Genomic DNA, 16,470 nt, shown 5'->3' with positions numbered 1-16,470 from the left:
ACACAGGATAAGACGCTCTTTTAAGAATCGCATAATTATTCTGCTTATCCTCAAATCCTAGGAGGCTCTCAGTAGTGAACAAAAATAACAAAAAATGGCGCAGTACCGGGCTTTACGCCCTATTGGCGATCGTCGTGATCTCCTTAGCTGTGTCTTTCTTGGATCAGCAACCCCAAAGTCGAGAGACCTGGCGTTATAGTCAGTTCCTCCAAGAAGTCCAGCAGGGCAATATCGAAAGTGTCAAAATCAGTGGCGATCGCACTAAAGCTTTTGTCCCGGCCCAGGATGGCACGCCTATCCTCGTCAACCTTCCCCCCGGTGATACGGAGTTAATCGACATCCTCAGCGAAAACAATGTCGATATTGCCGTGTTGCCCCAGAGTGACGACAATTGGATTTTCCGCGCCCTCAGTACACTCATTTTTCCAATCCTACTACTCGTGGGGTTATTCTTCCTGCTCCGGCGCGCCCAGAGTGGCCCCGGTTCCCAGGCCATGAACTTTGGCAAATCAAAGGCACGGGTTCAAATGGAACCCCAGACCCAAGTCACCTTTGGTGATGTGGCAGGGATTGAGCAGGCCAAACTTGAGTTAACCGAAGTTGTTGACTTCTTGAAAAACGCTGATCGGTTCACTGCAATCGGTGCAAAAATTCCCAAAGGGGTGCTCCTCGTTGGCCCTCCCGGAACCGGTAAAACGCTCTTGGCAAAAGCCGTTGCTGGGGAAGCCGGTGTCCCTTTCTTCTCTATTTCTGGTTCTGAATTCGTCGAAATGTTCGTCGGGGTCGGTGCTTCCCGTGTCCGCGATCTTTTTGAACAGGCCAAACAAAATGCCCCCTGTATCGTCTTTATCGATGAAATTGACGCTGTGGGTCGCTCCCGTGGTGCGGGCCTCGGTGGCGGTAACGATGAGCGGGAACAGACCCTAAACCAGCTCCTGACAGAAATGGATGGTTTTGAAGGCAACACTGGCATCATTATCATCGCTGCGACTAACCGTCCCGATGTCTTGGATGCGGCGTTAATGCGTCCCGGTCGCTTTGACCGTCAAGTGGTCGTCGATCGCCCCGACTATTCCGGTCGTTTAGAAATTCTCAATGTCCATGCCCGGGGTAAAACCCTCTCGAAGGATGTGGATCTCGAAAAAATTGCCCGTCGGACTCCCGGCTTCACCGGTGCAGATTTGTCGAACCTCCTAAACGAGGCAGCAATTCTGGCAGCCCGTCGCAATTTGACGGAAATTTCCATGGACGAAGTGAACGATGCCATTGATCGCGTCCTCGCTGGCCCTGAGAAGAAAAACCGCGTCATGAGTGAAAAGCGCAAAACCCTTGTTGCTTACCACGAAGCGGGCCATGCCCTCGTTGGTGCTTTGATGCCTGACTATGACCCAGTCCAAAAAATTAGCATTATCCCCCGGGGTCGTGCTGGCGGTTTAACTTGGTTCACCCCCAGTGAAGATCGCATGGATTCTGGTCTATACTCCCGTGCCTATTTACAAAACCAGATGGCCGTTGCCCTCGGTGGCCGCATTGCTGAAGAAATTATCTTCGGTGAAGAAGAAGTCACCACAGGTGCTTCTAATGACTTACAGCAGGTCGCTAATGTTGCCCGTCAAATGATTACCCGCTTCGGGATGAGCGATCGCCTGGGGCCTGTAGCCTTGGGTCGCCAGAATGGTAACGTTTTCATGGGTCGTGACATTGCCTCTGATCGGGACTTCTCCGATGAAACAGCCGCCGTAATTGACGAAGAAGTCCGGGGCCTCGTGGAAGAAGCCTACAAGCGCGCGAAAGATGTGCTTGTCGGTAACCGCAGTGTCCTCGATAAATTAGCAGCGATGCTCGTCGAAAAAGAGACCGTTGATGCTGAGGAGTTACAAACCCTACTCATGGAAAGTGACGTGCAAATGGCCGCTTTCTCTAGTACCGCAGCTTAAGCAACTCGGAAAATTGAATTATTGCTAATCACTACGGTGAGAAACGAGATCCCTAAAGCAATTAGGGATCTTTTTTTTGTCTAAAACGTTGGCACATTAATGTGGCCGACACTGACGAGCACAGAAGAGCCGCCCACGGCGATCTCCGTCAATTCCCCTTTTTGCTGTTGCATGGTCAGCATGAGCTGACTGGGCCGCCCCATTTGAATGCCTTGGTAAATTTGCCAAGTTTGTAATGTCGCCTGGCTGGGGAGGTAGCGATGTAGATAACCCGCTAAACTCGTGGCCGCTGAACCCGTTGCCGGATCTTCAGCAATGCCCAGGCCGGGAGCAAACATCCGCGCATAAATTTGATTGTCTTCGGTTACGACAAAGGGATAGATGTGGGCTGCCAGTTGATGTTGGTATGCTTCTTCCCAAAAGGTGCGGTTGAGGGAGCAACGGCTCAGGGCATCGAGATCCTTGAGGGGCAGATATAAAAAGGGCAGTCCACAGGAAATCACCGCCGGTTTTAGCACCGGATGTAAGTCGTGGGCCGGGAGGTTTACCAGGGAAGCGTAATCGATGGATTGCGATCGCTCAATAAACTGAGGCAACTGGGCCGCACTTAGGGCAGTGGTACGAACTTGATCCTGTTCCCAATAGATAGAGACGGGGACAATCCCCACTTCTTCTTGGAAGCGCACAAGCTGACAATTTGCGGGTAGATAACCGAGATGGGCCAGAAGGTAGGCAGTTCCCACGGTGGGATGACCCGCAAAGGGAATCTCGGCGGCGGGCGTAAAAATCCGCAGTTGAAAGTCCGTATCAGGATCTTTTGTGGGAAAAACAAAGACAGTTTCTGAAAGATTAAGTTCTTTGGCGATCGCCTGCATTTGATGCGAACTTAACCCTTGGGCCTGGGGGAACACCGCCAGGGGATTACCCCCGAAAATTTGCTCTGTAAACACATCGAGGGTATGGAAAGTATAGGTTTGTGACATACAGGATAGAAATAAAATTATTAAACTAAGGCCGGTGCCGTGGAGATTTGAATGGAAACGTCCGCTAAATCAAGAATTTGTGGAATCAGATCTTCTTTTTTGACGGCCATCATATGGACACCGTGGCAGAGATTTTTGGCAATTTTTACCTGCTCCGCCGCAATTTTGAGACCCTCTTCGAGGGGATTTTTAGCTTGGGCTAGGCGCTCAATAATCGCATCGGGAATTTGCGCCCCTGGTACACAGCGGTTGATAAATTGAGCATTTTTTGCCGATTTCAACAGAAAAATTCCCGCAAATACGGGCACATCATATTGACTAGCCACCCGGTTCATAAATTCTTCGAGTCGCTGGAAATCCGTAATCATTTGCGACTGGAAAAACTGCGCCCCAGACTCTACTTTTCGGGCAAAGCGAGATTCAATGGTGTACCAACTCTTAAGCTGGGGATCCACTGCGCCCCCAGGGAACAAATCCAGGGAGCCATCGGGCATTTTTTTGTCGTTAAAGTCTTGGCCGTTATTTAATTTGGTGATCAGCTTTAACAGACGCACCGATTCGAGATCGAAAACCGCCTTGGCTTTGGGGTGATCGCCCGCTTTTACTGGATCCCCCGTTAGGGCCAACACATTCCGTAAACCCAGGGCATGGGCACCCATTAAATCTGCCTGGAGACCAATGACATTGCGATCGCGGCAGGCCACCTGAAAAATTGGGTCGATACCGCTTTGCAAGAGTAAAGTTGAGGCGGCAATGGACGACATGCGCATCACAGCCCGGCTCCCATCGGTCACATTCACCCCATGGACGCGATCGCCAAGCAATTTTGCCATCCGCAGCATTTTCGTGGGGTCACCCCCCTTTGGAGGCGCAACCTCAGCCGTAACGACAAAATCTCGATTTTCGATGGCACGACGCAGACGGGTGGTCATGGAAGCAGTTTTAGGGTTAAAAAAATCACAGGTAATGAACCATTCTACAGGGACGGCAGAAAACCAAGGGCGTCTTTTACCTGCTTGAGGGTCGCATTTGCAACAGTGTCAGCTTTTTCACGGCCTTCCCGCAACACCTGATCGAGGTAATCGGGGTTCGCCATAATGTCATGGTATTTCGTTTGGATTGGCTCTAGGGCGGCAATGACGGTCTCTGTGAGGAGGGGTTTAAATTGACCCCAGCCCAGATCGGCACATTCAGCGGCTACAGTTTCTTTGGGTTTACCACTGAGCAGAGCATACAACCCCAGCAAGTTATTGCATTCCGGGCGGTTAGGATTGTCAAACTCTAGGCCCCGTTCGGGATCGGTTTTGCACTTTTTGATTTTCTTCGTCAGGACATCGGGGGGATCCAAAAGATTAATCCGGCTCAGTTCTGAGGGATCGGACTTGGACATTTTCTTGGTGCCGTCGGTGAGGCTCATCACCCTAGCGCCCGTCGTCCGAATCAGCGGATCCGGCATTTTCAGCACCGGATTTTTCTTCGTGCCAAACTTGTCGTTAATGCGAATCACAATGTCGCGGGTCAGCTCTAAATGTTGTTTTTGGTCTTCGCCCACGGGCACTTTGTCCGCATCATACAGGAGAATATCAGCGGCCATCAGCACCGGATAATCAAGCAGTCCCACACTGACATTTTCCCCTTGTTTTTGGGCTTTTTCTTTGAACTGAATCATCCGCTCTAACCAGTTCAGGGGGGTCACACAATTTAACAACCAAGCCAGTTCACTGTGGGCCTTAACGTGGGATTGAACAAAAATTGTGGAGTGCTCTAAATCAATGCCACAGGCTAAATATAATGCGGCGATCGCCTTTGTATTATTTGCTAGAACCTTGGGGTCATGGGGCACCGTAATCGCGTGGAGATCTACCACACAAAAAAAACTGTCATAGTCCTGTTGAATTTCCACCCAGTTTTGGATCGCCCCAAGATAGTTGCCGAGGTGAAGATTACCGGTGGGTTGTACCCCAGAGAGAATGCGCTGTTTCGCCATGGATCGCTACGGTGTGGAATGCCCCAATGATTATCGGCCAAATGTTTCAGACTGTAAAGTTGCCTGACAAAGCCCAGGGGCGATCGCCTTCCTTTTAGCGAAATCTATCACCAAGAGGTCAGATTACAATAGAGATACAGGATCCTAAAATTTGCCCCTTTTCTCCCGTTAATTTTAAGGGCGCAATTTTTGAAATTTCCTGCGGTCATTTGCGCCAGTATTGTCTTGCGGCCCATGCCATGAAAATTCTTTGTCTTACGGTTTTTCCCGATGAGTTTCTTGCGCTCCAAAGGGCGATCCATCACCCCTGGCAGGAAACCTTAACCCCTTGCGGCACCCCCTACCTCGCCACCAACTACAACGGGTTACAACTCGCCCTTGTGCATCTTTCTGCCAAATCCCTTGCTAATCCCCAGCGTCTTATTTCCCTAGGCGACCATCTAAAGCCGCAGTTGATTGTGATGGTTGGCATCTGTCGCGGCAATCCGGCCAAAGTTGTTTTAGGGGATATTATCGTTGCCCAGAAAATTTTTACGCTACCAACGGCAAACCGCACCAGTGACTCCGCCTACATCCTTGCCCAACCTTGGCAAGGGCGACTCCTGGGGCAATCTAGCGCTTGGCAACAGCAAATCCAAACGCCGCGTCCTAAATCAAGCTTGCACCAGCGGGGCTGGTTACTCCACACCCTCTACGACCACGAACTCAAGCCTGACCATTGCCCTCCACCCCAGGCACACCCTGAGCGCCGCTATCACTGCCCCGACTGGCCTTTGATTTTCGAGCAATTAGTCACCGAAAAATTACTCACTGCCGACCCGGTTCGCCTTACGGCCCTGGCCATCGATTTAATCCGTGATAATCACGCGCTCCATTTAGCGACGGGTTTCCCCCATGATCCAGCGGTTCCCAGCGTGCATTTAGGGGCGATCGCCGATGTGACCCATACCAATTTCCAGACCGAGGAGGATCCTTTTGCGACCCAGACTCACCTGTTTGGCCTAGATATCGGCAGTGCCGCCGCCACAACCCTGGCTACTGCAATAGACTGTCCTGCCATTGTGATCAAAGCGGTGCAGAGCTACGGAAATCCTCAACCCCCCCTGCCCTTCCGTGCCTATGCCACCGAAGCGGCGGCCCAATTTTTCCTCGGCTTCCTCCGGCACCTCACACCCCAAATTCCCCTGAGCTATTCTCACTCCTCATGAGTTAAAGGCCGTGGCGGTTCTGTTTTGAGAACGAAGCCGTTATAATAACCGAGTTCTGCGACGAGCCTTCACAGTCTTTAATTTTCCCATGTCTGAGTCTAGCCATTCCTCCCTCGATGACATTCGCGCTACCCGATTAGAAAAGGTTGATCAACTCAAGGCGATCGCCATGAATCCCTACGCCTACAAATGGGAGATCAGCCACCACACCGCCGAACTACAGGACAAATATAAAGACATCGAAGCTGGAGAAGAAGTCGAAGACACCGTATCCATTGCTGGGAGAATTCTCGCCCGTCGTGTCTTCGGTAAACTTGCGTTTTTTAGCCTCCAGGACGAAACTGGAACGATCCAGCTTTACCTCGATAAGAAATTAATTAATGGCGGAATGCCCGACCTCGAAGGCGCATTCAATCACCTCAAAAAGCTTACCGACGTCGGCGATATTATCGGTGTCAAAGGTATTATCAAGCGCACCGAAAAAGGGGAACTCTCCATTAAAGTGAGCCAATTTGCCATGCTCACCAAATCCCTGCTGCCTCTCCCGGACAAATGGCATGGCCTCACCGACATCGAAAAACGCTACCGTCAGCGTTACGTTGATCTGATTATTAACCCCCAAGTAAAAGAGACATTCCGCCGTCGCGCCAAAATTACTGCCGCCATCCGCCGTTATCTTGAAGACCGCGATTTCCTTGAAATTGAAACTCCCGTCCTCCAAGCTGAAGCTGGCGGCGCAGAAGCCCGTCCTTTCATTACCCACCACAACACCCTTGATATGCCGCTCTATCTGCGGATCGCCACGGAATTACACCTGAAGCGCTTGGTCGTCGGTGGCTTTGAGCGGGTCTTTGAACTGGGGCGCATCTTCCGTAATGAGGGCGTTTCCACTAAGCACAACCCCGAATTTACCTCCATCGAAGTCTACCAAGCCTATGGTGACTATTTCGACATGATGGATCTCACAGAAGATCTAATTCGTACCCTTGCGAAGGACATCGTCGGTCAAGCTCAACTGCCCTATGGTGAGGTGATCGTTGATGTGGGTACTCCCTGGCGCCGGGAAACCATGCAAAACCTCGTTCAGGAAGCCACAGGGATCAATTTCCTCAGCTTTGATGACCTTAACGCCGCAAAGCAAGCCGCTGAATCTGTAGGAATGCACATTCCCGAAAAATGTAAAACCATCGGGCAATTACTGAATGAAGCCTTCGAGCAAAAGGTAGAAGCAACTTTAATTCAGCCCACTTTTGTGACGGAATATCCTGTGGAAGTGTCTCCCCTCGCCAAGCCCCACCGCGATAAACCGGGTTTAACGGAGCGTTTTGAATTGTTTATTGTGGGCCGAGAACTTGCCAATGGTTTCTCTGAGTTAACGGATCCCGTCGATCAACGGCAACGGTTGGAAGAACAAGCGGCCAAGAAAGCAGCGGGGGACGAGGAAGCTTGTGATGTGGATGAGGATTTTGTCACAGCACTGGAATACGGCATGCCTCCCACGGTTGGTCTAGGGATTGGGATTGATCGCCTGGTGATGTTGTTGACTAATGCTGAAAGTATCCGCGATGTAATCGCCTTCCCGCTATTGAAAAACCGCAAAGAAACTGAGGATAATTCTCCAGCAGAGAAAACATCGGTTTAAAGCTTATTTACCTGGGTAAAATTTGAGAACAATGGATCAGCAACGGTTAGAAGAAATTTTGGCGATCGCCCGACAAATCGGTTGGGGTGCAGGGGATGTTCTCCAAAGTTATTACAAAGGAGATATTAAAAATATTTCTGATAAAAAAGATGGCCCTGTCACCAAGGCAGATTTAGCAGCAAATCACTATATTCTGGAAGCGTTTCAGGAAAAGTTAGGCACTGAAGATTTTGCCTATCTCAGCGAAGAAACCTACGACGGCAATAAAGTTGAACATCCTTGGGTGTGGATTATTGATCCCCTCGATGGCACCCGTGATTTTATTGACCAAACGGGAGAATATGCCGTTCACATTTGCCTTGTTCATGAAGGTCGCCCGGTCATTGCGGTAGTGGTCGTCCCCGAAGCAGAAAAACTTTATTTCGCGTCGAAAGGGAATGGCACTTTTGTGGAAACTCGTGATGGCACCGTCACCCCAATTAAAGTTTCTGAGCGCAATCAACCAGAAGATTTATATTTAGTCGCCAGCCGTACCCACCGGGATCAACGCTTCCAGGATTTGTTAGATCGCCTACCCTTTAAAGATAGAAATTATGTGGGGAGTGTCGGCTGTAAAATTGCCCATATTCTCGAACAAAAATCCGATGTTTATATTTCTCTATCGGGGAAATCTGCAGCAAAAGATTGGGATTTTGCGGCCCCGGAACTAATCCTCACGGAAGCAGGTGGAAAATTTAGTTATTTTGCAGGCAATGAAGTGCTCTATAACCAAGGCGATGTGGTGAAGTGGGGCGGCATTATGGCGTCTAATGGGCCGTGTCATGCAGAACTTTGTCAGCAGGCGATCGCCATCCTTGCAGAACTAGATCGAACATAGTTTGTCACCAAAAGCAAGGTTGGAATCAAAGGGGTCATGACCCATCTCAACGACGGCGAGGGTTAAACCAGGAATTTACACCTTTTCCCACAATCACCCCTTATGCTAAAGAGACTCATTTGTTTTTGATTTGCCACCATGTCTTCGAGTGTCCTTGAAATTTTGGTCATTCTTCTGCTAACGATCCTGAATGGCATCTTTTCCGGTTCAGAGATTGCCGTCGTTTCTGCCCGAAAAATCCGATTAGAGCAACTGTTAGAGCAAGGAAACGTAAAAGCGAGAGCGGCGCTGAAATTAGCGAATAATCCGAATGAATTTCTCTCGACTGTACAAATTGGCATCACCTTAATCGGTATCCTGAGCGGCGCAGTGGGTGGTGCAACCATTGCCCAACGCCTCAAGCCTGCTTTTGATAATATCCCGCGCTTACAACCCTACAGTGAAGCCATTAGCGTGGTGATCGTGGTGACAATTATCACCTATCTATCCCTCGTCATTGGGGAATTAGTGCCAAAACGGATTGCCCTTAATGCTCCGGAAAAAATTGCCTGTACTGTCGCTAAGCCCATGCGCTGGCTATCTCGTTTAACAACGCCATTAGTACGGATCTTGGGCAGTTCAACGGAGGCTCTGTTACATCTTTTGGGGATTCAGGATTCCAATGAACCGGACATCACAGAAGAAGAAATTAAGGTTTTGATTCGTCAAGGGGCAGAATCCGGTCTCTTTGAGGCGGCAGAGCATGACATTGTTCAACGGGTTTTTCGACTAGGCGATCGCCCCATTAAAGCCATGATGACCCCCCGCACAGACATTGTGTGGCTAGATATCACCGCTCCCCTAGAAGAAAACCTCAAAGAAGTGATGGAGAGTAACCATTCCCGGTTTCCTGTAGGTCGCGACACCCTTGACCATTGCCTGGGGACAGTGCGAGGGACAACCCTATTAAGTGCGCAACTATCGGGTCAGCCCATCGATATACAAGCGATGCTCCAACCTCCCCTTTACATTTCCGAAGGAACACGTACCCTGAGTGTGATTGAACAATTCAAAGCCACAGGGATTCACATTGCTTTGGTCACAGATGAATATGGCGGAATCGAAGGTGTGGTGACGTTGAATGACCTGATGGAGGCGATCGTTGGGGACTTGCCCTCTATGGAACATGATGAGGAACCGATGATTATTCAGCGGGATGACAATTCCTGGCTATTAGATGGACTTTTAGACATTGATGAATTGAAAGCCTTGTTGGAAAAGAAAGCGCTCCCCGATGAAGACACAGGAGCATTCCATACTTTAGGCGGATTTATGACACACCTCCTAAACCATATTCCCCAATCGGGTGAACATTTTGAGTGGAGTGGGATCCGCTTTGAGGTAGTGGACATGGACGGCGCAAGGGTGGACAAAGTTTTGGTTTCGCTGCTGAATGCCAAGGAACTTGACCAAGCTTAAAATTCGCTAGATTTTAACGCAAAACAAAACCCCCTCGTTTAATTTAGGGGGCTTTTTGTTGTAACTGATTAAAAGAAATGGAGCCGAGCAGAGTCGAACTGCTGTCCAAACTGGGTATTCACCCCTAGCTCATTCACAGGTTTAGTCCTTCTAATCCTCAGAACAGGAACGACTGCTTGTTCCGAGTCGCCAAGAATCTCTGGTCTAGTCTTAGCTCTAGTGCAAACCAGATGTATTCCTAGAGAGCATCCGTTGGGGGTTTAGTCATAATCCTTAACGGAGTCGAATTATGAATGCTCGAACCTAAGTTAAGGTGTTCTTATTAAGCTACAGCAGCAGCTTTGCGAGCGAAAGGAACGATGTTGTTCGCAGTTACATTTTGTTTGGATCTTTGATTTGCGAGAGGAGATCCACTCTCGACCTGCATCACAGTGGAAGCTTTCGCCAACCTGTCGAAACCGTTGCGGCCCCGTGCAATGTATTTAGTATAGCATTGGGCCTTGGTTCCTAGGGAGGGAAAACCCGCTATCAAGTTCGCGATCGCCTCCCATTTTTTCTCGTAAGAAGTTCTAGCCCAACAAACTCCGGAGCATCCAGGCATTTTTTTCGTGCACCTGCATCCGTTGAGTGAGCAGATCGGCGGTGGGTTCGTCGTTGGCCTTGTCCACGGTGGGGAAGATGGAGCGGGCAGTGCGGACAACGGTTTCTTGGCCTTCTACCAAAAGACGAATCATTTCTTCGGCAGTGGGTACTCCTGTGCCTTCGGGGATGGCGGAGAGTTCGGCAAATTCTTGGTAGGTACCGGGGGCCGGTACACCCAGGGCGCGGATACGTTCGGCAATGAGATCTACGGCCAGGGCGAGTTCGTTGTACTGGGTTTCAAAGAGGAGGTGGAGGGTCTGGAACATTGGCCCAGTGACGTTCCAGTGGAAATTATGGGTTTTGAGATAGAGGGTATAGGTGTCGGCGAGGAGGTGGCTTAAGCCTTTGGCGATCGCCTCTCGATCGGCTTCGCTAATGCCAGTGTTGATGGGCATCGGGCCAGAGATAGTGCTCATGGCTACTTCTTCTTTGGCTTTGGTCTTAGTTTTGGATTTACTACCCATTATGTGAAGATTTTCCAGTTAGAGTACTTTTACGCCCATTATCAACAATTTTTTCGGCGATCGCATCCTAGGCGTCAAAACCGAACGCATTTTTAAAGAAAGATTGTCAGTATTTCCTGATGGGTCTGTACCTGGGATTGAATCGTTTGCTGCTGGGCTGGGGTCAGCTTTTCGGCGGTTTGCAAAGCGGTTGTCCACTGCTCGGTAATCGTAGTTGCATCGCGGGGGAGTTGATCCAGATCAAGGCCAGGCAGGTGACATTGTTGCTGTAGCTGGGCCACCTTGGGATCGTAGCTCAGGGCAAAGCAGGGACAAGCGGCGGCGGCGAGGATCAAACTATGGAGGCGCATCCCAATCAGAAAATCGACTTGGGCAAAAAGGCTTTTGTACTGTTGCGGTTGCAATGGGGTGATGATTGCCTTGGGTTCTGCTAATTCGTCGTAAAGTTGCTTGGCGATCGCCTCGTCTTGGCTTTTTTGAAACGGCAAAAGAATCACACTGGCCTGGTGCTGCCGTTGAAATTGTTTGAGGGCTTCCCCCAGAACGGCAATTTTTTGGGGTGTTAAAGTGCGGTGGGAGCGGAGATTGACCGCAATGCGGGGACGGGGTAAATCTGGCATTTCCAGACAAGGTTTTGCTGCTAAAGCCCACACCGGATCTGGGGCGAGCCTGTGGGGAATCTGCCAATTTTTTAATAAATCTGCTGAAGCCTGATCCCGCACGGTGATTTCTGTGCAACCCCGCAGCACAAAGCGTGTAACCTGATTCGCCAAACTAGACTGCAACGGGCCGATGCCCTGCGCCCAGGCGATGGTCTTTTTTCCTAGGAGTTGCGCCCATTTCATCAAACCAGCGTAATATAGCAGGCTTCCTAAACTCGTGACATCCTGCAACAAACTGCCGCCCCCAAAGATAAAACCATCTGCTTTGGCGATCGCCTTGAGGGTTGCCCAGGATTTGTGGGGAATTGCGGTCACACCATAGGCTTGGGCGGTAGCGGTGGGATTGTGGGAGAGGACAATGGGCGTCACCCCAGGGGGCAACATTTGCAACAGAGTCAATAGCAGGGCTTCATCCCCGGCATTTCCCTGACCGTAATAGCCACACAGAACAACATTTGGCATTGTGTCGTTAACGAAAAGATAGGCTTTATTATATCGGCGTGTTTGATTGCGCCCAATTATCCGCCTAAAGTTGAGTGACGGGCTATGTCCCCCTAGAAACAAAAATCTTCAACAGAGGCTTGAATGCGTCCATGGACTATTTAAATTTTGTTTACTTCTTTACAACAATGATCGCGTTGGCGGCACTGCCTAGTACCAGTGTTGCCCTTGTTGTGACCCGTTCTGCGACGGCAGGCTTTCGCAATGGCTTGGCTGTGGCCTCTGGGATTGTCGCTGGAGATTTAGTCTTTGTCTGCCTTGCTTTGTTGGGGTTGAGTGCGTTAGCGCAACAACTCGGCTCAGTATTTACCCTCATTAAAATCATGGGGGGACTTTACCTAATTTGGCTGGGGATCGGCTTAATTCGGACAAAACAGACTTTTGAATTCAAGGTAAACAATCAACGTCGCACAAATTTTTTGGAAAGTTTTCTGAGTGGGTTTGCTCTTACCCTTGGGGATCTTAAGGCTATTTTTTTCTATGCCAGCTTATTTCCGGCAATCGTTGATCTGAAAACTCTTGGATCTTCTGAAGCAATCACTATTGTGCTTACCACCATTGTGACGGTGGGAGGAGTCAAAGCTGTGTACGCTTATTTTGCAGAACAATTAGTCAAGCGAGTCAAATCACCCAAGGCTCAAAAAGCAGGTAGGGTCGCGGCAGGAACAGCAATGGTTTGTGGTGGCACTTATCTGATTTTCAAGCAGTGATTTTTGCCAACAACCCATGTTGAATCTAGCGAGGGAAAAGAGAAACTGACTTTAAATCGCTGGGGTGATAGATTTTGTGGGGGCGATGGGCGGCATCAATTTCAATCACCAGATCTGTCCAATGGGGATTTTGGGTGAGGGGCTGGATAAAGAGTTCTGGGTGGAGCGATCGCCAAAAATAATCCACAAACTGATCAATTTCAGCATCACTCATGCCTGTTTTACCCTGAGCGATCATCTGGTGTTCTGCATCCTTGCGCCACTGTTTACTCAGGCGATAATCTTCCGGGGAGAGCACCAACAATCGATCCAGCTTTTCCCACAGGGGGACATATTTCGCTAAAGCCTCGTTTACATTTCGCGCAAAAAGGCGATCGCCTGCGGTTGAAATCGGTTCTGGGGCTGTTTCAAAAACTTCCGGGGCAACGGGCCGACAACCCACAAACCAGCCTTCAAAAAGCACAATTTCCACCGGATCAATCCACTCCGGCCCAAGGCGATCGCCCGCACCATTATGTAAAGACTTATCAAAGCGGGGAATGGCAATTTTATCCCCCAGGTTGGCCCGTTGCAGTTGCGTTAAAACTTCTAGGCCCAGGTCTACATCGTGGGTACCGGGGGGGCCGCGCCAAATTAGTTCCGGCTGAGTTTTTCGTAAATCCTGACGTTCGGCATAGGTTTTGTAAAGATCATCAATGGAAATCGCCACACAGGGATATTGCCATCGCGCCAGAATCGTTTGCAACACCCGACAGAGGGTCGTTTTGCCTGTGCCTTGGCCGCCGAGGATGCCATAAATTAGCGGTTGATCCTGCTGTTGGCGAGCGGTACGAATTTGTTGGGCCAGGGGCAACCACAGTTCCCAGAGGGTTTTGAGAATTGCGCCTTGATCGTGGAAATTAAGAGTGTTACAGAGTTGGAGAATTTCCGGGGCGATCGCCAAAAAATCCTTAGCCCGATGGGTAATGCGGGCTAGACTCAGATCATAATCGAGGGCTGCGGCTTGGTTTGGATCCGCTTGGGCTTGTTCCAATAAGTAGAGCAAGTCTGCTGCTTGGGTTTCTTGAACCGTTAACCAGTTGATTAAGATCGTTTCCAGTTGCATGATGAAACTTTGCCCATGTCCCGGCAATTACTTGGCTTTAGGGTAAACCCAAATGCCTCAAACCGGATCGAAAAGTTGGCGATCGCCTCACGACAACTCGATATCATAGAAAATGGGTTCTACTAATTTTTTCGCTGCCGATGGATAGTCAACAACAGGAAAGGCACTTTACCCTGGCGCGGGCCAGTCTCCAGCAGGCCCTGGCTTGGTATGGCAACACCCGCCGCCATTGGCACTATCCCCCTGATCCAGCATTAAAAGCGGCTGTGCGGCCTGAATTACAACAACTCCAAACGGCGATCGCCAAACTGGATCAAAATCTCCTGCGCATCGCCACCTTTGGCCTGGTCAGTCGCGGCAAATCAGCGGTGATCAATGCCCTCATTGGCGAAAAAATGCTCGAAACTGGCCCCCTCCACGGGGTGACCCAATATCCACGGGCGGTGCGTTGGCCCCTGACCACGGAAAAACTCAAAATTGAATTAGTCGATACCCCAGGCCTCGATGAAATTGCCGGGGAAGCCCGCACAAAAATGGCGGCGGAAGTGGCGGCAAACTCTGACTTGATTTTGTTTATCATTGCCGGCGATATTACCCGCACCGAGTACGAATCTCTCTACGAACTGCGCCAACAGCACAAACCATTACTGGTGGTATTTAACAAAATTGATCTCTATCCCGACTGCGATCGCCAAAGCATTTTCCGGCAACTCCAACAACTGAGCCAAGAGTCAACGGGTACCCAGTTTCCCCTCAGTCCCGAAGAAATTGTCATGGTTGCCGCCGAACCCCAACCCCTCGCTGTCCGCATCGAACATCCCGATGGCCGTGTTGAAGAAGCTTGGGAAACCCCCGACGCCCAGATTGATCCCCTACGGGAAAAGATTTTTACGATCCTCAGCCGTGAAGGCAAATCTTTGATGGCTGTCCATGCCCTTGTCCAGGCGCGTCACTTGCAAACGGCGATCGCCCAAAAAACCCTGTCCCATCGCCAAACTGAAGCCGAAGAATTGATCTGGAACTATGCCAAAACCAAAGGTGCGGCGATCGCCCTAAATCCCATTGGCTTTCTGGATCTCCTTGGGGGTACTTTTGCTGATTTAGCCTTGATCCGTGCCCTCGCCCGTTTGTATGGATTACCCATGACCAGCCACGAGGCAGCCAAACTCTGGCGCAATATTTTGATCAGTGCGGGAATTTTGTTTGTGGCGGAACTGGGTAGCGGTGTCTTTCTGGGTTTAGGTAAAACAGCCCTCAGTTTTGAATCTCTAACCAATCCGAGCACTCTCGGTCTCTATGGCACTGCCGCCCTCGCCCAGGGGGGAATTGCCGCCTATGGTAGCTATGTGATCGGAAAAGTGACCCAGACCTATCTGCAAAATGGCTGCAGTTGGGGAAACCTGGGGGCAAGTACGACGATCAAAGAAATTCTCGCCCAGTGCGATCGCCAAACCCTGCTATATCGACTACAAGCAGAGATCGCCGCAGTTTAGGGCAAAATCGGATAAAAATGGCCCACTGGCCCCGTCCCCTGACCAATGGCTAGGCTATGTTTTAGGGCTTCTGTGACGTAGGTCTTTGCCTTGTTAACGGCTTGGAATGGAGGATCTCCCAGGGCTAAGCGAGCGGCGATCGCCGCCGAAAGGGTACAACCAGTGCCGTGGGTATGGGGAGTCTGGATACATTCCGTTTTTAAAATTTCAAGCCGTTCACCATCGAACCACACATCCACCCCTTGCAACGTCCCGGTCATCGCTCCCCCTTTCACAAGCACTGCCCCACAACCAAGCTGGTGAATTTTTTGGGCTGCCTGTTCCATGGTAGCGAGATCGGTAATTTCTAGACCGCTGAGAATCTCTGCCTCGTAACGGTTTGGCGTGAGGATCTGGGCGAGAGGGATTAATTGCTTTTGCAAAAAGGCGATCGCCCCGTCGTCGATGAGCTGTACCCCCGTGCGGGAAACCATCACCGGATCCAAAACCCAGTTGGGGAGCCTACCGATTGCTGCAGCCGTCAAAACCGCCGCCATGATCTTTTCGTTCAGGAGCATCCCTGTTTTCACCGCTTGGACGCCAATATCCTTGACCACCGCCTCAATTTGCGCAGTCACCATGGCCGAATTCAAGGCCACTACATCGGTGACGCCAATGGTATTTTGGGCCGTGATACAGGTGATCGCACTGGTGCCATGGACACCGTGGAAGGCAAAGGTTTTGAGATCGGCTTGGATGCCTGCCCCACCACCACTATCGGAGCCGGCAATGGTTAAGGCGATCGCCGGAGTAATTGCCATC

Annotated in this window: 14 protein-coding genes and 1 other RNA gene; 7 read left to right on the top strand and 8 right to left on the bottom strand. The window is 50.3% G+C overall.

The features are described from left to right. Nucleotides 1-74: 74 nt before the first annotated feature. Nucleotides 75-1,937, top strand: a complete 1,863-nt coding sequence (ftsH3, locus tag AWQ24_RS00190; protein WP_012305681.1) for an ATP-dependent zinc metalloprotease FtsH3 — start codon at nucleotides 75-77, stop codon at nucleotides 1,935-1,937. A gap of 80 nt (nucleotides 1,938-2,017) precedes the next feature. On the opposite strand, the gene AWQ24_RS00185 is transcribed toward ftsH3, so the two are convergent. From AWQ24_RS00185 to trpS, 3 genes are read right to left on the bottom strand one after another with little or no spacing between them, the layout of a single operon-like run. Beyond that, nucleotides 2,018-2,920, bottom strand: a complete 903-nt coding sequence (locus AWQ24_RS00185; RefSeq protein WP_065715673.1) for a PhzF family phenazine biosynthesis protein — start codon at nucleotides 2,918-2,920, stop codon at nucleotides 2,018-2,020. A gap of 20 nt (nucleotides 2,921-2,940) precedes the next feature. Beyond that, nucleotides 2,941-3,852 carry a methylenetetrahydrofolate reductase gene (locus AWQ24_RS00180; RefSeq protein WP_065715672.1) on the bottom strand — a complete coding sequence of 304 codons (912 nt, stop codon included), beginning with the start codon at nucleotides 3,850-3,852 and terminating at the stop codon, nucleotides 2,941-2,943. A 44-nt stretch (nucleotides 3,853-3,896) separates the two neighbouring features. Continuing rightward, the gene (trpS, locus tag AWQ24_RS00175) at nucleotides 3,897-4,907 is read right to left on the bottom strand and encodes a tryptophan--tRNA ligase (RefSeq protein ID WP_065715671.1); all 1,011 of its coding nucleotides are present in this window, start codon (nucleotides 4,905-4,907) and stop codon (nucleotides 3,897-3,899) included. Nucleotides 4,908-5,146: 239 nt separating this feature from the next. On the opposite strand from trpS, the gene AWQ24_RS00170 reads away from it, so the two are divergent. From AWQ24_RS00170 to AWQ24_RS00155, 4 genes are all read left to right on the top strand, one after another. Then, nucleotides 5,147-6,115 (top strand): hypothetical protein, encoded by a 969-nt coding sequence (locus tag AWQ24_RS00170; protein ID WP_157096799.1) that lies wholly within the window; start codon nucleotides 5,147-5,149, stop codon nucleotides 6,113-6,115. An 88-nt stretch (nucleotides 6,116-6,203) separates the two neighbouring features. Next, a complete protein-coding gene (gene lysS / locus AWQ24_RS00165) occupies nucleotides 6,204-7,757 on the top strand; it encodes a lysine--tRNA ligase (protein ID WP_065715669.1) in 1,554 nt (517 codons plus the stop codon). Nucleotides 7,758-7,788: 31 nt separating this feature from the next. After that, complete coding sequence (locus tag AWQ24_RS00160) at nucleotides 7,789-8,634, top strand: 3'(2'),5'-bisphosphate nucleotidase CysQ (protein ID WP_198161494.1); 846 nt, start codon at nucleotides 7,789-7,791, stop codon at nucleotides 8,632-8,634. 138 nt (nucleotides 8,635-8,772) lie between these two features. Next, a complete protein-coding gene (locus tag AWQ24_RS00155) occupies nucleotides 8,773-10,092 on the top strand; it encodes a hemolysin family protein (protein WP_065715667.1) in 1,320 nt (439 codons plus the stop codon). 75 nt (nucleotides 10,093-10,167) lie between these two features. Here AWQ24_RS00155 and ssrA read toward each other — a convergent pair. The 3 genes from ssrA to csaB all read right to left on the bottom strand — a co-directional run bounded on the left by ssrA (nucleotide 10,168) and on the right by csaB (nucleotide 12,322). Next, nucleotides 10,168-10,563, bottom strand: a transfer-messenger RNA (tmRNA) gene (ssrA, locus tag AWQ24_RS00150). A 98-nt stretch (nucleotides 10,564-10,661) separates the two neighbouring features. Continuing rightward, nucleotides 10,662-11,129, bottom strand: coding sequence for a Dps family protein (locus AWQ24_RS00145; protein ID WP_369009151.1), 468 nt, complete (start codon nucleotides 11,127-11,129; stop codon nucleotides 10,662-10,664). Nucleotides 11,130-11,290: 161 nt separating this feature from the next. After that, on the bottom strand, nucleotides 11,291-12,322 hold the full coding sequence (gene csaB / locus AWQ24_RS00140; protein ID WP_065715666.1) for a polysaccharide pyruvyl transferase CsaB: 1,032 nt from the start codon (nucleotides 12,320-12,322) through the stop codon (nucleotides 11,291-11,293). Between the two features lie 131 nt (nucleotides 12,323-12,453). On the opposite strand from csaB, the gene AWQ24_RS00135 reads away from it, so the two are divergent. After that, nucleotides 12,454-13,071 (top strand): LysE family translocator, encoded by a 618-nt coding sequence (locus tag AWQ24_RS00135; protein WP_012305671.1) that lies wholly within the window; start codon nucleotides 12,454-12,456, stop codon nucleotides 13,069-13,071. Nucleotides 13,072-13,096: 25 nt separating this feature from the next. Here the strand turns inward: AWQ24_RS00135 and AWQ24_RS00130 are convergent, their stop codons facing one another. Beyond that, nucleotides 13,097-14,176, bottom strand: coding sequence for a glycerate kinase (locus AWQ24_RS00130; RefSeq protein WP_065715665.1), 1,080 nt, complete (start codon nucleotides 14,174-14,176; stop codon nucleotides 13,097-13,099). Between the two features lie 140 nt (nucleotides 14,177-14,316). On the opposite strand from AWQ24_RS00130, the gene AWQ24_RS00125 reads away from it, so the two are divergent. Next, the gene (locus AWQ24_RS00125) at nucleotides 14,317-15,669 is read left to right on the top strand and encodes a GTP-binding protein (RefSeq protein ID WP_065715664.1); all 1,353 of its coding nucleotides are present in this window, start codon (nucleotides 14,317-14,319) and stop codon (nucleotides 15,667-15,669) included. Here the strand turns inward: AWQ24_RS00125 and thiD are convergent. Continuing rightward, the gene (gene thiD / locus AWQ24_RS00120) at nucleotides 15,666-16,469 is read right to left on the bottom strand and encodes a bifunctional hydroxymethylpyrimidine kinase/phosphomethylpyrimidine kinase (RefSeq protein ID WP_065715663.1); all 804 of its coding nucleotides are present in this window, start codon (nucleotides 16,467-16,469) and stop codon (nucleotides 15,666-15,668) included. The two genes, AWQ24_RS00125 and thiD, sit on opposite strands and share 4 nt — an antisense overlap. Nucleotide 16,470: the final 1 nt, after the last annotated feature.

This window comes from Picosynechococcus sp. PCC 8807, from assembly GCF_001693295.1.
Classification (GTDB): domain Bacteria; phylum Cyanobacteriota; class Cyanobacteriia; order Cyanobacteriales; family MRBY01; genus MRBY01.
Note: the sequence above shows the minus strand (reverse complement) of the source record. Positions and strands in the feature narration are given on the sequence as shown.

Excerpts from the sequence above, each read along its gene's own strand:
- AWQ24_RS00130 (WP_065715665.1), bottom strand. The coding sequence starts at position 14,176 with ATGCAACTGGAAACGATCTTAATCAACTGGTTAACGGTTCAAGAAACC.
- AWQ24_RS00135 (WP_012305671.1), top strand. The coding sequence starts at position 12,454 with ATGGACTATTTAAATTTTGTTTACTTCTTTACAACAATGATCGCGTTG.
- trpS (WP_065715671.1), bottom strand. The coding sequence starts at position 4,907 with ATGGCGAAACAGCGCATTCTCTCTGGGGTACAACCCACCGGTAATCTT.
- AWQ24_RS00185 (WP_065715673.1), bottom strand. The coding sequence starts at position 2,920 with ATGTCACAAACCTATACTTTCCATACCCTCGATGTGTTTACAGAGCAA.
- csaB (WP_065715666.1), bottom strand. The coding sequence starts at position 12,322 with ATGCCAAATGTTGTTCTGTGTGGCTATTACGGTCAGGGAAATGCCGGG.
- lysS (WP_065715669.1), top strand. The coding sequence starts at position 6,204 with ATGTCTGAGTCTAGCCATTCCTCCCTCGATGACATTCGCGCTACCCGA.
- AWQ24_RS00145 (WP_369009151.1), bottom strand. The coding sequence starts at position 11,129 with ATGCCCATCAACACTGGCATTAGCGAAGCCGATCGAGAGGCGATCGCC.
- AWQ24_RS00170 (WP_157096799.1), top strand. The coding sequence starts at position 5,147 with ATGAAAATTCTTTGTCTTACGGTTTTTCCCGATGAGTTTCTTGCGCTC.
- AWQ24_RS00180 (WP_065715672.1), bottom strand. The coding sequence starts at position 3,852 with ATGACCACCCGTCTGCGTCGTGCCATCGAAAATCGAGATTTTGTCGTT.
- AWQ24_RS00155 (WP_065715667.1), top strand. The coding sequence starts at position 8,773 with ATGTCTTCGAGTGTCCTTGAAATTTTGGTCATTCTTCTGCTAACGATC.
- AWQ24_RS00160 (WP_198161494.1), top strand. The coding sequence starts at position 7,789 with ATGGATCAGCAACGGTTAGAAGAAATTTTGGCGATCGCCCGACAAATC.
- thiD (WP_065715663.1), bottom strand. The coding sequence starts at position 16,469 with ATGGCAATTACTCCGGCGATCGCCTTAACCATTGCCGGCTCCGATAGT.
- AWQ24_RS00125 (WP_065715664.1), top strand. The coding sequence starts at position 14,317 with ATGGATAGTCAACAACAGGAAAGGCACTTTACCCTGGCGCGGGCCAGT.